Origin of the sequence: Sporomusa sp. KB1 (assembly GCF_007830295.1) — a bacterium.
Classification (GTDB): Bacteria; Bacillota; Negativicutes; order Sporomusales; family Sporomusaceae; genus Sporomusa.
In genome coordinates, this window is record NZ_VLKC01000002.1 from 1,743,686 (window position 1) to 1,765,667 (window position 21,982).

At 41.8% G+C, this 21,982-nt stretch carries 21 protein-coding genes; 4 read left to right on the top strand and 17 right to left on the bottom strand.

The features are described from left to right. Positions 1–127: 127 nt before the first annotated feature. Together SALPA_RS11830 and SALPA_RS11835 are read right to left on the bottom strand one after the other, a co-directional pair. Entirely contained in the window at positions 128–475 is a 348-nt protein-coding gene (locus SALPA_RS11830) for a transposase (RefSeq protein WP_255451167.1), read from the bottom strand. 139 nt (positions 476–614) lie between these two features. Next, positions 615–1,322: a Bax inhibitor-1/YccA family protein gene (locus tag SALPA_RS11835; RefSeq protein WP_145094008.1), complete on the bottom strand. Its 708-nt coding sequence runs from the start codon at positions 1,320–1,322 to the stop codon at positions 615–617. Positions 1,323–1,563: 241 nt separating this feature from the next. Between SALPA_RS11835 and SALPA_RS31510 the strand changes: the two genes are divergently transcribed. Continuing rightward, a complete protein-coding gene (locus tag SALPA_RS31510) occupies positions 1,564–1,686 on the top strand; it encodes a hypothetical protein (RefSeq protein ID WP_255451168.1) in 123 nt (40 codons plus the stop codon). Between the two features lie 92 nt (positions 1,687–1,778). On the opposite strand, the gene SALPA_RS11840 is transcribed toward SALPA_RS31510, so the two are convergent. The 8 genes from SALPA_RS11840 to SALPA_RS31515 form a co-directional block, all read right to left on the bottom strand. Next, complete coding sequence (locus SALPA_RS11840) at positions 1,779–1,970, bottom strand: hypothetical protein (RefSeq protein ID WP_145094011.1); 192 nt, start codon at positions 1,968–1,970, stop codon at positions 1,779–1,781. Between the two features lie 204 nt (positions 1,971–2,174). Continuing rightward, entirely contained in the window at positions 2,175–2,330 is a 156-nt protein-coding gene (locus SALPA_RS29025) for a hypothetical protein (RefSeq protein WP_186451045.1), read from the bottom strand. A gap of 134 nt (positions 2,331–2,464) precedes the next feature. After that, on the bottom strand, positions 2,465–3,541 hold the full coding sequence (locus SALPA_RS11845; RefSeq protein ID WP_145094014.1) for an ABC transporter substrate-binding protein: 1,077 nt from the start codon (positions 3,539–3,541) through the stop codon (positions 2,465–2,467). Positions 3,542–3,572: 31 nt separating this feature from the next. Continuing rightward, on the bottom strand, positions 3,573–5,534 hold the full coding sequence (locus SALPA_RS11850; RefSeq protein ID WP_145094017.1) for a TonB-dependent receptor: 1,962 nt from the start codon (positions 5,532–5,534) through the stop codon (positions 3,573–3,575). Between the two features lie 82 nt (positions 5,535–5,616). Further along, the gene (locus SALPA_RS11855) at positions 5,617–6,825 is read right to left on the bottom strand and encodes an ABC transporter substrate-binding protein (protein ID WP_145094020.1); all 1,209 of its coding nucleotides are present in this window, start codon (positions 6,823–6,825) and stop codon (positions 5,617–5,619) included. A gap of 104 nt (positions 6,826–6,929) precedes the next feature. Then, entirely contained in the window at positions 6,930–7,721 is a 792-nt protein-coding gene (locus SALPA_RS11860; protein WP_145094023.1) for an ABC transporter ATP-binding protein, read from the bottom strand. A 44-nt stretch (positions 7,722–7,765) separates the two neighbouring features. Then, on the bottom strand, positions 7,766–8,803 hold the full coding sequence (locus tag SALPA_RS11865) for an iron ABC transporter permease (RefSeq protein WP_255451169.1): 1,038 nt from the start codon (positions 8,801–8,803) through the stop codon (positions 7,766–7,768). Next, complete coding sequence (locus tag SALPA_RS31515; protein WP_255451170.1) at positions 8,797–8,925, bottom strand: hypothetical protein; 129 nt, start codon at positions 8,923–8,925, stop codon at positions 8,797–8,799. Before SALPA_RS31515 ends, SALPA_RS11865 begins: the two co-directional genes overlap by 7 nt. Before the next feature lie 578 nt (positions 8,926–9,503). On the opposite strand from SALPA_RS31515, the gene SALPA_RS11870 reads away from it, so the two are divergent. Continuing rightward, on the top strand, positions 9,504–10,322 hold the full coding sequence (locus tag SALPA_RS11870; protein WP_145094026.1) for a Crp/Fnr family transcriptional regulator: 819 nt from the start codon (positions 9,504–9,506) through the stop codon (positions 10,320–10,322). A gap of 197 nt (positions 10,323–10,519) precedes the next feature. On the opposite strand, the gene SALPA_RS11875 is transcribed toward SALPA_RS11870, so the two are convergent. Next, positions 10,520–12,112 carry an HD domain-containing phosphohydrolase gene (locus SALPA_RS11875; RefSeq protein ID WP_145094029.1) on the bottom strand — a complete coding sequence of 531 codons (1,593 nt, stop codon included), beginning with the start codon at positions 12,110–12,112 and terminating at the stop codon, positions 10,520–10,522. A 578-nt stretch (positions 12,113–12,690) separates the two neighbouring features. Between SALPA_RS11875 and SALPA_RS11880 the strand changes: the two genes are divergently transcribed. Both SALPA_RS11880 and SALPA_RS11885 read left to right on the top strand, forming a co-directional pair. Further along, positions 12,691–13,482 carry a phosphatase PAP2 family protein gene (locus tag SALPA_RS11880; RefSeq protein WP_186451046.1) on the top strand — a complete coding sequence of 264 codons (792 nt, stop codon included), beginning with the start codon at positions 12,691–12,693 and terminating at the stop codon, positions 13,480–13,482. A 309-nt stretch (positions 13,483–13,791) separates the two neighbouring features. Next, the gene (locus SALPA_RS11885; protein ID WP_145094035.1) at positions 13,792–14,286 is read left to right on the top strand and encodes a hypothetical protein; all 495 of its coding nucleotides are present in this window, start codon (positions 13,792–13,794) and stop codon (positions 14,284–14,286) included. A gap of 339 nt (positions 14,287–14,625) precedes the next feature. On the opposite strand, the gene nuoB is transcribed toward SALPA_RS11885, so the two are convergent. The 6 genes from nuoB to hyfB are packed head-to-tail and all read right to left on the bottom strand — an operon-like array spanning position 14,626 to position 21,934. Then, on the bottom strand, positions 14,626–15,360 hold the full coding sequence (nuoB, locus tag SALPA_RS11890; RefSeq protein WP_145094038.1) for an NADH-quinone oxidoreductase subunit NuoB: 735 nt from the start codon (positions 15,358–15,360) through the stop codon (positions 14,626–14,628). A gap of 13 nt (positions 15,361–15,373) precedes the next feature. Continuing rightward, the gene (locus tag SALPA_RS11895) at positions 15,374–16,876 is read right to left on the bottom strand and encodes an NADH-quinone oxidoreductase subunit C (protein WP_145101916.1); all 1,503 of its coding nucleotides are present in this window, start codon (positions 16,874–16,876) and stop codon (positions 15,374–15,376) included. A 12-nt stretch (positions 16,877–16,888) separates the two neighbouring features. Beyond that, positions 16,889–18,352: a hydrogenase 4 subunit F gene (locus tag SALPA_RS11900; RefSeq protein WP_145094041.1), complete on the bottom strand. Its 1,464-nt coding sequence runs from the start codon at positions 18,350–18,352 to the stop codon at positions 16,889–16,891. A gap of 4 nt (positions 18,353–18,356) precedes the next feature. After that, a complete protein-coding gene (locus SALPA_RS11905) occupies positions 18,357–18,974 on the bottom strand; it encodes a hydrogenase (protein ID WP_145094044.1) in 618 nt (205 codons plus the stop codon). Positions 18,975–18,993: 19 nt separating this feature from the next. After that, positions 18,994–19,899: a respiratory chain complex I subunit 1 family protein gene (locus SALPA_RS11910; RefSeq protein ID WP_145094047.1), complete on the bottom strand. Its 906-nt coding sequence runs from the start codon at positions 19,897–19,899 to the stop codon at positions 18,994–18,996. Between the two features lie 4 nt (positions 19,900–19,903). Beyond that, entirely contained in the window at positions 19,904–21,934 is a 2,031-nt protein-coding gene (hyfB, locus tag SALPA_RS11915) for a hydrogenase 4 subunit B (protein ID WP_145094050.1), read from the bottom strand. Positions 21,935–21,982: the final 48 nt, after the last annotated feature.

The following is a 21,982-nucleotide window of genomic DNA, read 5'->3' on the forward strand; positions in this document are numbered from 1 at the left end:
AATACCTTTATAATACTCTGGATACATGGCCCCACCACATTTCTCGCAACTAAACTGCGGTGGTACTGTTGGGTCTCCATCATCCATGGCATCAAAGTCTCTGACTACCTCATAGGGAATTGCTTCCTCACTTTTCTCTTTTCTGCCAATTGCTTATTAGTTTCTTGCTTATCGCTTTTATCCGTCTACTATAAATCCCATAATGCCGAATCAATTTAAATTGTTCATCGGGAATATGCTGTATCAATCGTCCAATGAATTCAACAGTTACTGTTTCCATTTTTTCTTCCCCGGATATTTTATCCTTATATCGGAATGTCACAGTTTTCCCGTCATAGTCGACTATTCGGTTTAGACCGATTGCCGGTCGACGCATATATCTCCCTATATACTGTAGCTGATACTGAACATTTCCCTTCTGGTTTGGCGCATACACGTAAAACCCCTCTGCGTTATCTTTGTACGCTGCTTGCAACAGGGGCTGACAAAAGGCCCGAAGGCCTTAATTTTACTGGAGCGGGCAAAGGGATTCGAACCCTCGACCCACGGATTGGGAAGGCGGTGAAATATCAACTGGCACACGCCAGGGGCTTACTATTAAATGGAGCTTTGGGCTATTCCTCTTTCAATTTACGAAGAAGATTTAAAACTTCAATGTATAGCCAAATAAGCGTAACAAGGAGTCCAAAGGCACAAAACCATTCATATTCTGCCGGCAGTCCTTGACGTACACTTTGGCTGATATTCTCATAATCAATAAACAAATTCAGGGTAGCTACACCGATTACAACAAGGCTGAATATAATCCCAACAACTCCGCCTTGGTGTATTTGGGGAATGCGAATGCCGAAGAAACTTAAAACAAATTCAAGCAAATACGTTATAGCGATACCGAGCGTAGCCATATAGACGGCCCTCATAAAGCCTTCGTTAACTTTCACATACCCTTTTGCGTAAATAAGCGCTGAACTAATTGCAATACCAAATGTTATCATAACGGCGTTGACAACAATGCCGTTATACATTTTGGCAAACATTGCTGATACAGCGGCTAAAAACATGCCTTCTAATATAGCGTAAAGCGGCGATAAAAATCCAGCCCATGCTGGCCGAAAGGTTATGGCGAGAGCCGCAATGAATCCCATAATGGAGGTAACTATCGCCGTAACCGGAGTTGCATAACCCATTGCCCAAGTTATTAGCGCCGAAGCCGTAACAATTCCTACTAAAGCGAGGCTTTTTGTCGCTACCCCCGCATATGTAGCAGTTTCACCACTATATGTATGAAGGGCTCTAACTTTTGAAATTACAGGATTTGCCATAGTAAATCATCTCCTTTGATTGTAACTACACAATATTATACCATATTAGTGGAGTATTTCCAGCTTAATCTATCTACTCTCAGTATACCATTGCCCATCCAAATCAAGCACTTATTTAGTTGGTGTAAAGATAACCCAAAGCTACTTTGTCTGCATATCATGTAGTATCTGACACAAAGGAGTTATATTATGAACCGCAAAAAAAGGAAGGCTGTGGAATATCCCGAAATAACTGAATGGAATGAACAACAATCCCCTCGTCAGTGTTGCATCCCGTTTAATTGCCGTCCGTATCATTGCCGGCCTTATTACTGCCGACCCTACCGACTATGCCGGCCATTCGATTGTTGTAATTCGCATATAATACTATGGCCTTAGTCTTTCAATCCAGGGAAAGTTATACTTTCCCATCGGATAAAAAAGTCGCCTGCCAGGACGAACCGGGCAGGCGGCAAACTACATTAAACGCTCTGCATCATTATCAAGCAAATCAGTTAAATAATCACGGATAATGGCATTTGCTCTACTCTTTTCAGCAGCATTTGCAAAATAAAAATTACCGTCGGCAATCTCAAAATCAGTAATCCCTTTTACTACTAGCTGTTCTCGTATACGTGCCGTTAGCTTTTGTATTAACGTCTCTTCCATATCAGTAACTATATTATCACATCCTCAATTTCCATAATATGGATATATTATAGCACTACACACATAGAAAGCCAAGAAAAAAATAGCCGCCTCTATTTAAACCTTTCCATCTGGATAAAATAACGCCAAGCAGTATAGCTGCCTGGCACTTGGTTAAGCTAATCCTATTTGCGCCGCCACCATGGGGCGCTATTTTTATACCGCTTACAAAATAATCATCATAATCAATACAATCAAAATAGCAATCGCTAGCCATACTTGCCACTTTTCAAAATTATGGACAGCAGCGAAGCCATCTATAGCCCAGTTAGTTTTACGTCCGACATCATCAATCACATTTTTGATTTTTTCTTTATTCATAATTAAAACCTCCATCTTATGTTACTTTATCATATGCGGCTCATGAGTCAGATTGTGTTATGTCATTAGCCCGAATTGTTGACAGTGTGTTACCCGCATACTTTCGCTTAGTAACATAAGAGGGAGGGACACTGCTACTTTCGCATAGCGTTTTGTAATAGTTCATCCACTTCTTGATCGTTTAAGTTATAGTCAAAAAATTTAGCATAAAACTCTTTTACTTCCGCTTTAATATCCATAGGTACATAGTCTGGATAGAGGAGGTTTGCCAGCCATTTAATCCCGATAACCCGGCTGACTGAAGGCGGCCGGTCAAACCAATTAAACGGGTAAGCTGGAATCTCATACACTTGTCCAGATTTTACAGCTTTGATATTTTTCCAATTATCATCTTTTAAAGCATAACTATAAAATCCATCGCCGTTATGATGGCCTTTGCCTTTGCCTGTAATAATAACATCCGGATTCCAGATCATCACCTGTTCCAAAGAAACACCTGCCGGAACTGAATCCAAACCAGTTTGAACTTGTGCCACGTTTATACCTCTGACAAAATCCAATACCTCAGTATGCCTAGAGCCTGCAGGATCAGTTGTCAGACCGGCAGGCCCTTCGGCATAATAGACACGGACTAGTTTTTCTGCTGGTATTTTTTCCACCATGTCTTTAATTTCTTTTAGGGCCTTGGTACAATAGTCGCCCAACTCTTTGGCACGCTCTTTTCTGTCCATAATATTGCCCAAGAATTCGTATGTCTTGTCCGTATTGGTAAGTCTGCCGTCAATAACTACAACCGGCCTATCTAATTTCTTTTGTAAACTATCTGCATTGGTAATAGTAATAGCCTTATCTACATCAGCCATCATCAATGAAATAATAATATCTGGATTCGCTTTCAAAACAGCTTCACTATTCACCGATTTCCCCTCGACATCTCCCAGTACCGGTATTTTATGATATTGCTCACTAATATATTTTGCTGTTCCGCTCGCCGGTAAAACACCCAAGCCAATCAGCTTCTCCGGAGCCAGTGTATATACCATAATAGAGCCATTTATGCCTACCGCATATATCCTGTTTATCTCCCTGGGAATAGTTACTGTTCGTCCACTCATATCAATCACATCAATGGTTGGTTGGTTATCTTTTGGTAAAACCGGCTCTTTCCCACATGCAGTCAGTACAATAAGAATGGTAGCAATAGATAACAATACACATAACCTTCTCGACGCAATAACCCCCTTAAAATTTCATGCTCATTTCAACACCGTAAGTCCGTCCGACATCATAGAAATAACCAAGGGACGGTCTGTAAATAGTAGCATACTGCACGTCACCAATATTTCTCGCATATAAAGTGAGCGTGCGATTCTTATCCAGTTCCTTACTAATGTTGGCATCGACGCGGTTAAAATTACCTGCCTTTTTTCCATTACTGAGAAATGGATCAAGATGTAACGCCGTTACATTGGCAGCGATGTTTTTGTTTTTGTAATTCAGCCGCAAGGTATAGGTATTTGTCGACAACTGACTGTTGTCATCGGCATTGCTGGAATTGATATAAGAATAACTCAAATCGTATTTCCACTGGTCTGACAGTTGTCCATTAATTCCAAGTTCCATCCCGCGTCTACCAACATCAGCTTCTTTATACGTTGAAGTCAAATTAACACCACTCCCGGTAGTACCATCAGCAATTTTACAGTTATCAATGTTATAGTAAAATGCCGTCAGCGCAACATTGAACGCTTTATTGTAATCTGCCGTAATTCCTGTTTCGTATTTCCACCGTTTCTCACCATGCAAGGTTACGCCACTAATTGGGATAAGATACTCACTGACTGGCTGGCGAGAATACGCCAAACGGGTCGACAGCTTATATAAAGAGTTTAATTTGTACGAAGTCCCCAGCGAATAAGTCACCCCATCTTGCGCCCATTGATCATTTATTCTTTTTGTGATCTCACCGGTTCCAGATATAATATGACGCTTATCGAGCCTTATCCCACCATCTACAGTCCAGCGGTCATCGACTCTGTGCTCATCAGTCAGATAATAACCATATAAACTTTCCTGTTGTTCTTTCCCCTCGAAATTAACCGTACCGGTCGGCGTATGCCAACTGATATACTGTGTGCCGAATTTTAATGTATCCTTATCTGCGGCAATGGTATGCCAAAGATTGTACTCTCGCCAGTAATCCACATACTTAACAGCAGCGACAGGCGCCTTGCCAAAGGTATCTTGGTGGAAGTCCGAATCAATCTTAGTATAGCTAAAGCTAAAAGAAGTTGTATTTAGCTTGTTCCATTGTTTGGCCATGTCATAGGCGACTACCGTCGTTTCCATCGGGTCATAACCCCATTTAGCCGAAGATAGTTTACCATTTGACTCTAGTCCCCGTTGAAACGGTGAGGTTGTTCTGTCGTGATATAGCATAAGATTGCTGGAAAAACCTTTGTCACTATAGCCGCCTTTCAGTAAAATTGAATCCGAGTCAGAGAAATTGTACCAGTTGTCTTTTCCATCTGTTTTAGCTTTTGTATACCCTATGTTATAAGACAATTTATCCTTCTTATCACCGTAGAAAACTTGATATTTTTGCGTATTTAGTGAGCCATAACCAATGCTTAATTCCGTTTCCGGTGATGTTGCTTTTTTGGTAGTGATAATTATAAATCCCTGACCAGATGCGGCCTGATCTGCTCCAAAAGGCCCCATCGGCGCAATTGTTAAAACAGTAGAATCCCTTACTACTTTCACTGACTCGATCATATTGACCGGCAAACTCGCTACCACACGGGATACTGCCGACCAAGGCAGATACACGCCATCAAGAATAATCCCCATTTGATCGCCGCCGCGGTCTCTGATAAAATACGGATGTTTTCGCCCCTGATAGGTCACCACTATACCTTTTGCCTGTTCAAGAATATCGAACACATTACGAGGATGCATGGCTTCAATATCTTTTCTGGTAAAAACCTCCATCCCACTCTTTGCACTCTCCGGCACGGTTAGCCGGCTGGAAACAGTTTCTTGATTATCCTGCTTCTCATCCTGTTTCTTAACCTTATTCGCTGAAACCACAACCGGACTTAATTCAGAACTTTCTTTGGGATCACTTGGTTCGGCAAAGGCCGCCAAGGGCATACAAGCCACCGTGGCAAGGCACACCGTCGATATTAGCTTTTTTCCTATCATGGTATTCCTTCTCCCCCATCTAAGATTAGTGTTAAGAAGCCCTATTGCTCATGATTTTACTTATACTGGATTGCCACTTGCTTTACGCTTTTCCAATAGCCAAATTCCCCCTCTCCGTAGACGAAGGCTTATTATGCAGTTGATCGCCACGATAGCTTACCAAAAACCAGTTATTCAATTTTTTAATCAAAGCCTCGATGTCATGTTCTTTTATATAATCCCAACCGAGCCACTTAAAGGTAGCGTCAATTGGTAATCTATTGCTTACATCCGGGTGAACGGAAGGAAAGTACGCATTAGCGCAGATTTGCCCGACTTGCGGACCTGTTAAAAAATCGACCAACTCTTTGAACTTCTCGGCTTTGTTAGCCTTGACCATAAAAAAAAGCGGCGTTACCAAAGCGCCGTCTTCCGGCCAGACTATTTCAATAGTAGAGGTAGAACTAATGGTATGTGCAAAAAAATCCGGCATGATATAAATAGGCGGCAAATCCGTATTGCTACTCGCCAGGCCTTTGATCATTTGTGCTGAATGCGAACCGCTATGTATCGTCCGCCCCAAAGCAGCAATTCCAGCCTCACCATACTCCTTATAAATGCTAAGTAATACTGCGTCACTGAACGACTCGCCACGGCTGTTTATCATGACTTTACGCTCGTACTCCGGTTTCAGTAAATCTCCCCATGTTTTCGGCATCGGTAGATCGCCAAGCCGTTTTCGATCAACTACCATTACCGAGATTCCAAGGCAGATTACATTATAAGGCCATTCCTGATCAACAATCCCAAGGTCAGCCAATTGCTTATTTACCACTTTCTGTGGTGCCGCGACATAAAGACCCTTGTTAACAAATTTGTTAACGAAATTTTCATTAAAAAAATGATAGCCTTTAGTTAGCACCAGATCTGGTGCTCTATCCATATCCTGATTATGCGGAATCTCGTCATTTTTTTGTATTGCCTGTAACAGCGGCTGTAATTTACGCTCTAATGGCCCCTTCAAGCCGCAGGGAATATGGATGTTAAAACTGCCAGACTTATTGCCACCCATGGAAGAAAATAGACTGTTATAGTAGGCTGTATCCTCAATTTTGTCCTTAATCAACTGCATGAAAGCTTCAATACCAATTTTTTTGGTGCGTAAGGCTGATTGCAGTTTCAAAATTGACCCCAGTTCATTTAGGACTTTTTCTTCAGCAAATAGGGCAAAACCATTGTTGATAAATACTTCCAGAGTTTCAGGATATTGTCTGACAATCTCCTTAATTGTGCATTCGAGCAGATTATCCATAATTCACCTCTACAACATATTGCATTATCATTTTCATCTTTTCTTTTGCATATCTTCAAAGACCCTTCGCCAAACAACTTACCTATTTTCGTATACTAGCCCAATCAACCGCAATCTGCGGCAACCGGAATACAAACTCTTCGACCGTCATGGTTTTCCCCGATGCTGATTATTTGTACATCAACCCCGTAAACGGTTTTTAAGTAATCTTCAGTAATCACTTCCTCAGCAGTCCCAATGCGAAAGGCATTGCCCCTTTCAATTACTGCCACCTTCGATGCGCAGTAAAAGGCATCATTAGGGAAATGAGTTGTCATGATTACCCCCAAGTTTTCATTTCGCACCAGCTTTTTGATTTGATTCAATACCTTGATTTGATTTCCGAAATCAAGATTGGCCGTAGGTTCGTCCATAATCAAAAAAGCCGGCTGCTGCGCTAACGCCCTTGCAATCAGCACAAGTTGTCGTTCCCCACCGCTTATTTGCGTATAGATACGGTCTTTTAACTGCGCTATTCCAAGGGTTTGCAACGCCTCTTCGGCAATTTCCCTGTCCTGCCGGGTTGGTGATGAGAAAAATGACAAATGAGCTGTTCTTCCCATTGTTACCACCTCAATGACCTTAAAGGGAAAAGGAGGATTATGCGCTTGCGGAACATAGCCCACCTTCCTGGCTAAATTCCGCCGCTCACAACGGCTGATGTCCTCTTCATCCAGAAGGATTTGTCCGGACTGCAGCTTAATAAAGCCTAACATTGCTTTAAAAAGTGTCGTCTTGCCAATACCGTTTGGCCCTAGAATACATAGCGACTCACCACATCTCACGGTAAGTGATAGGTCACTGATTACTGCCCTAGTGCCATAGCCACAGGAAACATTTTTTACCTCTAGTATCATACTGTTTCAATCCTTTCAGCAGTTTATCCTCATGATGCCTGTTCTTAAGCCCAGCCCCTTTTTTTGGTGTTGATCAATAAATAGAGAAAAAATGGCGCGCCAATCATAGATGTAAGAATACCCAGCGGAATTTCCACAGCATACAGCGTTCTGGCCAAATTATCCACTAACAGTAAAAAAAGGGCTCCCAGCAACATCGCTGCTGGTAACAACACTTTATAATCCGGACCAACAAGCAGTCGCGCCAGATGAGGCACAATCAAGCCGACCAGCCCGATCATCCCGCTTATTGCGACAGCTGAAGCAGTCATCATAGTGGCACACAGGATGACCACCAATCTCACCCTGCCGGTGTCTACACCTAATGCACTTGCTTCTTCTTCACCAAACGACATTACATTCAGGTTCCATCTGACTAGCATTACTGCCACTAACCCCAAGACGATAGGGATACTGGCCACTTCCACATCATTTATGTTAATCGAAGCCAAACTGCCCATCAGCCAATACGTTATCGCCGGCAATTTGGTATAAGGATCGGCTGCATATTTAATTAAGGAAAGAAAGGAAGAAAACAGTATCCCGACAATAATCCCCGTAAGAATCATTACCAGCATGGTGTCGCCATTCCGTCCGAGCCATACACTGATGAAGTAGGTAATCGTTACAGCTAGCATTCCGCCAATAAATGCACCAATTTGAATACCGACATTACTATACGAAAGCAATATTGCCAGCGCTGCCCCCAGACTGGCACCAGCTGAAACTCCTAAAATTCCCGGCGATACCATCGGGTTTTTGAACATCCCCTGGTAAGCAGCACCTGACGTGGCTAAAGCAGCGCCAACCAATAGTGCGGCAATAATTCGTGGCAGACGGATCTTAAATACAACAGTCTCCATGTCGTTTGTCCAATAGTGCGGCAAAGAAATAAATTTCCCTGCGATAATAGCCAAAACCGTTTCAATGGAAATCGGGTAACTGCCAACAACAAAAGACACGAAAAATACCGCGACTAACAAAACAAGCAACAGTAACAGCGTTATCGCGGTCCCCCCTGGCAAGGAAACGCCTTTTAACAAATTGTCACCCCCGGTTCGGCCGGTATTAGATCAATGCACCCTCCGTTACTAACCGGCAACGGTAAGGCTTGAAAAAAATCAGCCGCATACGGATAGGCAGTAAACAATTCTTCCATAGTCATAGAAGACAGCTTCTCCCACACTTAGACCCCAGTCCCTTCTCAGTTCAACTCCATTTTTTCAAAACTTTGCGCTCGTATTCAGGCTTTAACAAGTCTCTTCTTGGCTCACAGCGCAGTGTTAAGCTTTAAGTATCGCCCCTAGTTCGTTAAGCACGTCTTCATTAGCAAATTCATCAATGCCGTTATTGCTAAATACCTCCAGTGTTTCTGGATATTTTTTAATAATGCCCTGAATGGTTATTAAGCATGTTTTCTTTCATTTGGCCCTCCCTCCTCAATATTTTTCCCCTTTTTCTGCAAAAAGCTTTGCAATTAGCTTTGTATGTTGCAACCAATAGACATGATTTTCCCATTAAAGCTATATTATTACATTATCCTACATAAGTAAATAAAAATGATATAATAATGTTAAGCATCCACCTTTTTATTTGTTCTTGTTATGTTGGTTTTGTAAGCAGATGGTAGTTACGCCTCCCACACCTTGCTTCGGCGAGGATTTCGTAAGGATAAATTTAACCTTTTTAAAACACGTTTGCAAAATAAAATAGATATAAATAAACATCTTTAGGAAATACATTTTGTTTATATTTGTTATTATTTGTTTTTGTTGTAAGTTATTGTTGGTATATAGTATACTCACTTATAGAGATTATGTCGGTAACCAAGGTTACTCATCGCAAAAGGTTGTGGTAATATTGCAAGACATCTTAGTCAAAATTGTTGCAAAATCACCGATGTTCTCCGGTATTTCCATTGATACGTTAACCATTATGTTTGCCTATCTTAGCCCGAAATTGCTACATTGCTCAGCCAATTCCTATATTGTCGAACAAAATGAAAAAATAGCCGGGTTGGGTTTATTAATTCATGGGAAAGCATCAATCATAAAAGAAAACGTGACGGGAAAATCCATGCTAATAAAAAAAATTAAAAATGGGGAATCATTCGGAATAAGAGCTGTATTTTCCCAGCAGAATGATTGGCCAGTGTCTGTAGTTGCGAAAACAGACTGTACTGTGATGTTTTTACCGCGGGAAAAAATTGCAGGCAAATGTAAAAATACTTTTTTAGGTCGTGAACAAGTATTACAAAATATGTTACTGTTAGTATCGCAAAATAATTGTCTCCTACATCGTAAGCTGGAGTATATCGCCCTCAAAAACCTGCGAAAAAAAATCTGCATGTATTTTCTGGAACAATATGAAGCTAGCGGGGAAAAAACCTTTACACTGCCATTAAACCGCAATGAATTGGCTGATTTCTTGTACGTCTCGCGCCCTGCTTTATCCAGAGAAATCGGTCGCATGCGCGATGAAGAAATTATTGATTTTTTTAGCACATCTATCACGCTTCGTAATGTGGATGTTTTAAAACAAATCTTAGAATACCCAGACTAACTTACCTGGCACTTAGGCAGCTGAAAATTGCTTAAACTAAATTGCCAAGCCTTTTCCGCTATGGATAGGCTTGGCAACTTTAGTTCAAGCTTTATCTTGGATATGAGTCAAGACTCCCGCCTCTATAGGTGGCGTTAATTCAGGTGGAGTAGACTCTCCAACTGAATCCCCAATGTTTCAGCTATGCTGAAACGAGTTCACTGGGTTATCTTTGTCGAATTAGTTAGCATGGCAATAAAAGTTTCAGTAAGAGCAGGATCAAATTGAGTTCCCGCACCTTTGCGTATTTCATCAATAGCTTCTTGATAACTCAGTGCTTTGCGGTATGGACGGTCATTCGTCATGGCATCAAAGGCATCGGCTAACGCAAGTATACGACATGCCAATGGAATTTCTTCGCCAGCAAGGTTAAGGGGATATCCATTTCCATTCCACCATTCTTGATGCTTTAAAATCCAATCGGCAATAGGAGCTAAGTCAGGCACTGACTTCGCTATCCGAAAACCAATATCACAGTGACGACGCATAACAGAAATTTCATCAGGCGTTAGTTTGCCTGGTTTAAATAGAATATTGTCAGGAATACCTACTTTCCCTGTATCATGGAATTTTGCCAGAAGCTTCAAATCGGCAAGCATTGGGTCAGACAGTTGTATTTTCTGAGCAAAATTTGCGACAATGCTTTCCAGTCGCTCAGCATGCCCTTCCGCAATATAGTCTCTGGCTTCCAGGGCCTGCAACATTGCATTTACTATTGCACTACGTGCACTTAAACCCTTATGCATTTTTTCCCGGTACATGTTGTTATCTGCTTCTTTAAACAGCGAATTGATATCCTCAAAACCTATTGCCCAGCCACTGGAAATACTTAACGGAAGCTTGCGGTTAGTAGCATTATATTTTTCAATAGCTATTTCAATTGCCTTAGATAACTCGTCCATTTTTTGAATCTCGGGATTTGACACTAATATTGCAAATTCGTCTCCGCCAATTCTGGCGATAATATCTGGAGGTGATATACAGGAACTCAGTATTTTGGCTGCAGCTTTGAGTAATTCATCGCCTGAAAAGTGCCCTAATATATCATTAATTAATTTAAGACCATCAACATCACAGACAATAATGCCAACATTACCATTTTGCCTGCCGCGCTTGCGTATTTGCTCTTCGAAATAAGTACGGTTGTAAACTTCAGTAAGGGAATCCCTTATACTAAGAAGTTCTAACCTCTGCTCGATTTGCTTTTTATAAGTGATATCTCTTACTATTGCCATTACCTCGAAATCATCATTCTTGACAAAACGAGCTTCAAAATAATGTACTTGATTGTTTTGCGGCAGCTGGTACTCCATAAATTGTATATTCCCACTACTGATGGTCTGTTTTATATGCTCAAGGGCTTGCCGTGCCAATTCCTGAGTAAAAATGTCCATAATATTTTTCCCCAGGAATTGATTTGGAGGAACATAGGAATCAAAATTAGCCGGTTTATTATAGTCAAGAAAATTACCATGACAATCAATACGTAGAATTAAATCTGGAATTGATTGCAAAATTTGTTGTTGCACCTGGTTAGTGTAAGCTAATTTACGTATATATCGGTTGGCTATAATATAAATAAGAAAAGCCGATAAACTAACAAAAATCCAGCCCTTTATAACAGAAAACAAAATTGTACTATCTCTGTTTAAAGATAAAAATCCAACAATAGTATCAGATAAAAAAATCCATATTACCCCAAAGGCAAAATATACTAAAGAAATTTTTATTGCGTAGTTTTTGCTTGTCATATAGATAGATCATTCCTTTCTATATGTATAGGGAAAATGGGATAAACCTAGGCAAAGTACCGTTTTGCCGTTTTTCCCATGCGTATAGTGTCTCACTAGACACCTGCTGCATTTTTAATGTAATTATACTATATTAATCCAGGAGGTGTTTTAAAGATTTTCTAAAGAAGTGAACTCGTTTCAGCATAGCTGAAACATTGAGGATTCAGGTGGAGAGTCTACTCCACCTGAGTTAACGCCGCCTGTAGAGGCGAGAGTCTTGACTCGCGTACTAAGATAAAGCTGCTTACCTGCAATTTTGCCTATTACCGACCTTTCCCCGGACTTTTCGAAGTCCGGGGATTTTTTTTAACAGAAAAAAGCCGCCACACTAATTTCGTTAATGCGACAGCCCCACTAAAACCCGTCTCTGTAATATGCATCGAGACCGTGCATCCTGCCAAACCACCACGAAAGGCTTGGTATACCAACAAAAGATGCGATGTTGCTTTTTTCACCCACCCAAGGATTTATTTACTATGTGTCGAAATAATACTTATTTAAATTGTCACTTACGTCGAAAAGGAGAAATAGGTATAATGAAAAAACTTGTTACATTGCTTGTATTCTTGTTCCTCTTTGGATTTTCTTCCATGTGTGCAGCAAATGATCCGCCAGCGAAAACTTCCACAACCATCCCTTTTGCTACCAAAACCGATCAACCGGGTAGCGAACGTATACTACCCCAGAAGCTGTTAAAAGATACCGGGGAAGTCCTAACAAGTCCCAAGCACTGGGATACTGCAAATTGGAACAGATTTTTATTGCTCGGCGGATTTACTTACCTTACATATAAAAATGATAGCCACATTCAAAATTGGTTTCAAGAAAAACGCAGTAAGAATACAAATAACATAGCAAATGTTGGGAATGCATTCCCGGTAGTGGGTGCGGCTTATTTAACAGGTGCATATTTTCTTGGAAACCAACAGCAACGTGCATTGGCAGTCAATGGACTTGAAAGCATGGGAATTGCCGTGCTCTCTACCGAAGTCATCCACTTAGCTACCAACAGAAAGCGACCAGATGGTAAAAAGGACTCATTCCCGTCTAGCCATACAGCTGCTGCCTTCGCACTAGCTACAGTTATTGCCGATGAATATGGCGACGATGATAAATCAGTTCCTTTTCTTGCTTATGGACTTGCCACACTTACAGCATATGGCCGGCTTAATGACAACCGGCACTGGGGTTCGGATGTTGTCGCTGGTGCTCTGATCGGTCACTATACTGCCAAAACGGTCGGGAAAATAAATGGTTCGAGAAATGTTAGAGTGCAGCCTTATATACATTCAGACCAGAAGGGTATGGTTATAAGTAAACAATTTTAACCTTAACAAAGGCTAACTACCTTGGATCTGTCCAGTGCCAAAGTCGATCATTAAACGCCTTACTGAAGCATCATACTGCAGACAGAGAGACAGAAAATCCCCTTACCCGGTAAATAACCGCGATAGGGGATTTTTTGCGTTCCAAGCCCACACCATATTACCACTTAAAATACGTACTCAAAGTACAAATTGGAATTATTATTGGAATTATTACATATAAAATATATGGTCAGGATAGTAGACGTTTCCTGTAAATGGAATTATTTTATATCCACACAGGAAATAGTTTAAATCAAGGGGGATGCTATCATGAAAAAACTTTTACTCACAATTATTTTGGCCATGTTAACCAATGTGTGCTTTGCGGAAGATATATATACCGTTACAGAAAACGGCTTTGTTAAGTATCTTCGTACAGAATCACTAAATGTAAAAGTAACAGCTAAAACTAAGCAAGCTTCACTTTTTGAAATGACTTATAGCTTGATCTGCATACCAGATGAAAGTACCTTAGATAAATTAAGAACCCAAAATTTCAATAATAATATTTCTTTTGAAAAGCAAACTTTTACCTTTAAATGCTCATTTAACCCCAATAGCAATCAGTGGAACCAAGATGGTTCTATTTTGATAAAAAATGATGAGCTCTGGGGAAATTACCCTCCAAAATGCTTATACAAAACCACTGGCAATATGCCAGGTGGAGCCTATTACGGCAATGATCCGGAAGCAGTTTTTAACAGAACTATAATTATCACTGCTTACAAATATGCTCTTTCACATAAATTAGTAAAATTTAATTAACCTTTTCTATAAAACACCTAACCTAATACTCAAATCATCAAGGCCAAAATGTCGCGAGGACAGGTCCTTTGACATAACTGACCTTCGCACTATTTCCCGGTTTAGACCCAATCTGCTGCCATCCTCCTAGTAAAAAGTTAGCGGTCCATCAGAAGCTTTATTAGTTCCTCTCAGCGTCTTATTGGCTCCTATACTTATTACCTCGCAGCATGGTGTGGAATCTGCGGTGGCTTTTATTCGAGCATATCCTGGCACACTGCCTAATACACAGACTTTGCCATTTGCTACAGACCTGTCCTCGAGACACCTTGTCCTTGTGACACCTTCTCGTAATTCTGCTTACTTTAAACGGTCTAAAGCAAGCAGCAAACCATGAATTAATGCCTGTGGACGTGGCGGGCAACCCGGAACATAGATATCAACAGGAATAATGCGATCAACCGCGCCCCGAATAGCATAGCTCTCACCGAAAATCTGTCCACTAGCTGCACAAGCCCCTACAGCCATAACTAGCTTTGGATGCGGTGTAGCATCATAAGTCATTTGCAGCGCTTGTGTTGAATTACGAGTAACAACACCGGTTACCATAAGTAAATCTGCATGCCGTGGTGAAGGTACAAAATCCACCCCATACTGCTGTATATCATATATGGGATTACACAAATGATTCATCTCAAAATCACAAGCGTTACATGATCCGACATCTACATGTCTAACATGTAGAGAGCGGCCTAATAATGACCGTATTTTACGCTTAAACTCAGATGCAGCTTCATCAGCAAGACCTGCGCCCAAAGTAGCTAATTTGTAATTATCGGTCTGCTTACAGCAGGCCGCTTCGCAATTTTCTACACAAAGGCCACAAAATACACAAGCTTTTTGATCGATACTAATTGATCCGGGAATAACTCTGATTGCCTTTGTTGGACAAACAGCCGCACATTTCTGGCAATCCTGGCAAGAGGCAGAGCTGTTGGCCACTACCTCACCCCGGAAACGCGGGGCTGGTAGTGCCGTATCCCAATTTTCAGTTACTGTCCCTGTGGAAATTATTTTACGCAATATATTCAACATGTGTCTCTTCCTCCTATCGGTCAAGGCAGGCATACGATAATTCATAGCTTTTATTAACCAGTGGAAAATCCGGAATAATATTTCCAGGAGCTGCTACCGTAAGCGCCGGCCAGTTACAATATGCCGCGGCACGTACAAAAAGCCGGTAAATCGTATTATTTTCGCCTACCATCAACCAATGAATACAATGTCCTTGTGACGACTCGCTCCAGCCAAAGCCACAACTATATGGTTTAATCTCAGGAATAGCAATGATAAGCGCTCCATCAGGCATCTTGGCAATAATCTGACGTATCAGCTGCATAGTTTGATATACTTCATCTACCCTCACCCAAAGCCGGGCGGCTACATCGCCGGTCGTATATACCGGAACCTCAAATTTTAGTTTCGAATAACAATCATATGGATAATCACGACGACTATCAATATCTACCCCTGAGGCCCGCGCTCCCACGCCTACCACGCTCAAATCCAGCGCTGCTTGGCGAGAGACAACCCCAGTTGTATTAACCCGATTCAAAAACGCGTCGTTTGTACGGAAAAGACCGATCATTTCCGTAAAATCCGGTTCAAGTACATCCAACAGATTGATAATTTCATCTGCCAGATTAGTAGTAATATCCTGCCTTACTCCACCGGGTACCACCATGCCCCGTAGAAAACGATTTCCGGTTACAGCTTCATTGACGCGCATAATGGCTTCTTTCATACGTGCTCCTGCCATAACCGCCACTGCAAAGCCCATACCAGCACACAAGTTGCCGATATCACCAACATGATTATAAAGACGTTCCAATTCAGCAACAAGCGCTCTCATATACTGTGCCCTTTTAGGGACTTCAACCCCGGCCAGCGCTTCAATGGCATGACAGTAGGACAGAGAATGCGCTACGCCACAAACACCCGAGATACGTTCAACCTGATAAAAGGCTTTTTCTAACGGCAATCCTTCAATGGCTTTCTCTATCCCGCGATGAACAAAAAACATTTTGGCATCCAAACGCAGGATGGATTCACCAGCCTGACTGAAGCGAAAATGACCTGGTTCGATGATACCGGCATGAATAGGCCCTACCGGCACTTCAAATACGCCTTCACCTTCTACGCTATTCATATGCCAAGGCCTATTGGCCGTTGGCACCGGTGCAGTAACATCAAAATCCTTACGTAACGGATAAATAGTATCCGGCCAGTTTTCGTGTAATACCAGCGCACGCAAATCTGGATGACCTATTGGTTTTAAGCCGAATAAATCATATATTTCCCGTTCATACCATGCTGCTGCCGATATATGGGGAGTTATGGAGGAAAACTCTAGTGCTCCGGTCGCTGCTAGCAGCGCTTTAATTACTCTAAAATCTTTCCCTACAGCAAAAACACAATATATAGCATAGTTGCCGTGTAAGCCGCATTCGTCATTAGCAAACATAGCTATCAGTCGGTTTTTACCCTCTTCATAAATAGCCTCGGCAGCCTCTTGCAATTTAGACGCAGGAATAGTTACATATTCAACCATTTCCACTATTTGCTAACCTCCTAATACAATTTCAGCTGCCTGCACTAATACGCTATTCACTACCGGCGGCAGGTATAGCCCCGCAACAACAATAACTACCAGCGAAAGTGTCATAGCTGTCATGGTTGTAAAAGACATACGGAAACGGTATTGTTCGTTTGGTGCAGAGCCAAAACCCATTTTTAAACAATAGTACATCATGCCAGCAAAAATACCAGTGAGTAAAAACAACGTAATACTGCCAAGCAACCACTGCTGATTTTCAAACATGGATAAAACAATATAGAACTTAGATGTAAAAATATTAAACGGAGGCGTGCCAGTAATAGCGAAAATGCCGATAACCAACATCGTAGCCACCAGTGGCATAACCCGGGCAATACCATAAATTTGTTTAATATTTTTGGTTTTGTACTCCTGGGTAACTATGCCTGCCAGATAAAATAAGGAAGACTTTGCTATTGCATGATTGACAATATGCAGTAAAGCCGCATAAACAGCCAGCGGTGTACCAACACCCAGCCCTAATGTAATGATACCCATATGCTCGACACTGGAATAGGCCAACAACCGTTTTACATCATGCTGTGTCAAAACAAAAGGAATAGCTATCGCGATTGACAAAATTCCCAATGCTAATAGCATATAGTGGGAAAATTCAACCCCAATTGCTCCCTGTACAATAATCGTATTACGTACCAAGGCATACAGTGCACAACTGAGCAGCGCTCCGGACAAAAGTCCGCTGACAGGTGAAGGTGCCTGACTATGCGCATCAGGCAACCAGGTATGCATCGGAGCCAATCCGGCTTTTGTGCCATAGCCAATAAGAATGAATATAAAAGCAATCTTCATGATAGAAGGATCCAGTTTTCCACTTATATTTTTGAGTGTAAGCCAATCCAGCGCTTGTCCGCCAGCACCTATGCTGACTTGAGCATAATACAATATAATAGTGCCGAAGAGAGCTAAACAGATTCCGACTGTGCAAATCATAACATACTTCCAAGCCGCTTCCAGAGCATCGCGGTTAAAGTAAAACGCGACCAATAATGCGGAGGCTAACGTTGTTCCTTCTACAGCCACCCACATCAAACCAAGGTTGCCCACAACAATTACGCTAATCATGGCAAAACTAAACAAATTTAATAGTGCATAATAGCGTGGCAGCATGGCTAGCGTTATGCTACCTTCATGCACTTCTTTTTCCATATACGATAAAGAAAACAGCGTGGCTGTAAAGGTCAATAAAGCTACCACAAATAATAGTACCGCACTTAAATGATCCACATAAAAATGCTCTGACCTAAACACGTTTTGCTGGGTAATACCGTAAATAATAACCATAAGAACAGCGCTAGTCGCAGCACTTCCTAGAAAATTAATTCCTCTGATAACAGTCTGATTTCTTTGTAGTAACGTCAACAATCCTGTAACAACTGGTATTACTAATGCAAGCAAGATTATCTCCTGCATACTATCACCCCTTTAACTTCTTGAGCAGGCCTGTATCAGTAGTAGCCAAGGAGAGTTTCAGTCGGTAAGTCAAGATAACCAAAACAACAACTGCCACCAGCACGTCGAAGAATATCCCCAATTCAATGATTAACGGCAAACCTTGCGTGATAGATAAGCCCATCAAATACAGTCCATTCTCCATGGTAATCAGACCAATAATCTGCAGCAGCGCTTGATTGCGGGTCATAATCAGCAACAGTCCAATAAAGGATAAAGAAATTGCAGCAGGCAGCGTAGATGCTGCAGCAAAGCCCGGCAACGCTTTACCAATCAAACCATATGCTAAAATGATGGCCAAAATAGCAGTAAAGGTACTGAAGTTTGGTTTTACAATTTCACGTTCCTCATGTAAATAAGGCAATACCCGATATAAAGCGTACGGAATAAGTCCGACTTTGATTACGACTGTCAGCAAGGCGGCAATATACATATGAACTTGTCCAGTTTGAATTCCGGCAACAACGCAGGCGATAGCAACAATGACAGACTGCGCGCTAACAATATGAATGCCTAGCTTTAAGTTTGATACTCTTGTCAGTAAAATCGCAGCTGACAAAAGCAATACCGTTAATAGATCCATTGCTCTTCTTACCCCCTTATTACTGAGCCACTAGTGCCAGCAATGACAAGCATCCCGCTGCAACCATAAGGCCTGGCACCCTGAATAGGCGCATTTTATTAGTGCTGGATTCTATGCAGGCAAGTAAAACCGCCATGATAAGAACCTTAGTAAACATGGATACTGCAGACATTACATTGGAATCAAAGCCTGGAAGGTCCCAGGGAATAAAGAGCTTGATCAGTAACAAAATAAATACTAATTGTTTAATTGCAGCAGCCCAAAAAATTAAACCCACAGATCTACCGGAATACTCCAGCACCATGCCTTCATGGATCATGGTCAATTCTAAATGGGTATCCGGATTGTCGACCGGGATACGCCCTGTTTCAGCTACCGTAATAATCAAAAACGCAATCGCCGCCAGAACTGTTGATAATGAAATAGGCTCACTGGCTGCGTTACTGGCCATAGCAGACAATACTGTCGAATTGGCACTGATTGCCACTGTGAATAGGGTAATCATCAACGCAGGCTCCACAAGGACACTAACAAACATTTCCCGCGAACCACCCATTCCTCCGAATGAACTGCCAGCATCAAGCGATGCAATAGCCAGAAAAAATCTCCCCAGAGCCAATAGGTATACTAAAATAAACAAGTTATCAAACTGCCCATTAGTCTCAGTAAAAATAGTCGGCACCAACGCCGCTGCACCAATCGCTGTTGCAAAATATATATAGGGTGCAAAATGGAATACCCATGATACAGTCGGAGATACCACACTGTCTTTGGCGAGGAATTTAACAAAATCAAAATACGGCTGGAAATAACCCGGACCCCTCCGGCTCTGCAAACGTCCTTTTGTATTTTTAACTATACCTTGAACTAAGGGCGCCAGTATGACCAAAGCTATAACTTGAATAATAGTTGCCGTAATAGACATATGGTCACCACCTTGTCCCTATAATCAACACCACTGCTGTAACTGCCATGATATAACCGATGTAAAGCTGCAAACTTCCAGCCTGAACCCGTTTGAAGCTACTGGCTAGATTAAGAATTCCATTAGCTAGCGGTTGATACAGATATTCATTAATAAAGTAACTAACCTGTACCTTTAGCGACATCTTAACGCCATGATACGGATTTTGCGCTGCGTCGTCTGTCGTCAGCCGGGCAACCGGATGCAAAATATCACCAAATGCGCGACGGATAGGTTCAGCAAATCCAGTTGCCGTATATTCCATGCGAGCTGTAGGTATTTGACCACAAGTCCAGGTTTCATTGGTTTCCACTTTGGGAGTTCCTGCAGCACGGGCAAATAAGAAAGCTACAAGTAGACAAACGGCAATTATAATTACAACGATTGGCATAGTAATCAGACCAAAACTACCTTGCTGAGCTTGGAATGCTACTGCATACCATTGGCTGGTTTGAAAAAGATTATCTGCCGCTAAACCAGCATGCCCTGCTACCACATTTTTAAGAATATGAATCATCCATTGAGGCCATACACCAGCAGCAACACACACCACTGCGAGCATTGCCATCCCTAGTATCATGGAGCCGGGAACTTCTTTTGCCTGCTCCGCCTGCTTGCTGCGAGGCATTGCTAAAAAAGTCACGCCGAAGGCTTTAACAAAACAAGCGGCAGCTAAAGCCCCTGTCAACCCAAGTAAAGCTATTAGGGCAACTGCCCCCAGCTTACCAGTTAAGCCAACAATAGCTTTGGGTAAAAAAAACAAGGCTTGAAAAGTTAGCCATTCGCTAACAAAACCATTAAGCGGCGGCAGCGCTGAAATAGCGGCCGCACCAATCAAAAAACAAAAAGCAGTATAGGGCATCTTCTTGATTAAGCCACCCAGCTGTTCGATATCTTTGGTATGGGTAGCAGACATTACCGCCCCTGCTCCCATAAATAACAAGGATTTAAAAACAGCGTGGTTAAACACATGATAAAGACTGGCAGCCCATGCCAAGCCGCCAAGAGTTGGATAATTATTGCTCATAAACACCATACCAGCACCGATACCAAGCAGTATAATGCCAATATTTTCTACACTGTGATAGGCTAAAAGACGTTTAAGATCATGTTCCATAAGCGCATATAATACCCCAAGAACGCAGGATACAATTCCTAAACCTAAGATTAATTCTCCCCACCACGCAGGACCTACCCCTAAGAAATCAAGGAAAAAGCGCGCCATGCCATAAATTGCTGTTTTAATCATAATGCCTGACATCATGGCTGAAACGTGACTTGGAGCCGCCGGATGGGCTTCTGGCAACCAAATATGCAGCGGCATAACACCCGCTTTGGTACCAAAACCAATCAAAGCACACAGAAACACTACATTTTTCATCGGTTCAGTAAGTGCGCTTCCTTTAAGAAGTTCAAAATCCAAACTATTGGCTGCAGCAGCAAGTAGCAAGAATGCTATTACAATAAAAGCAGTACCAATATTAGTCATTAAAATGTATATGTAAGCGGCATTCGTATTGGATGTTTTTTCATATTCATGATTAACCAATAAAAATGACACCACCGTCATTAGTTCCCATACAATAACAAAAGCGACTACTTGGCTAATCGTCAATACTAAAACCATGGATAGCAAAAATGCATTAAAGAGTGACGCTAAGACTGCTAACCGCCGTCCATAATACTCCCGGCTGTATCCGATCGCATACACACTGGCAGCAGTACCTACTATTCCAAAAGCTAACAGGAAATAGGCCGCTAAATAATCGATTCTGACTTTAATAAGACCCAGAGGAGCTCCTAAAGCAACAGCTATAGTCTGTTCTCCTGTCTGTAGCGCCACTACCGCGCAGCCTACAGTTGCCAGACACCCTAATGCAGCAAAACCATGCGATAGATAATTGGTGGCTTTGGGATTGCTTTGAGCGACAAACGCAGAAAATATACCTAACGCAAACAAACATAGTATCGCAAAATATAATTGATCGATAAGCACAAATTTCACCTCTAAACCAACATGGATTTATAGTATAATCAGGTTGCG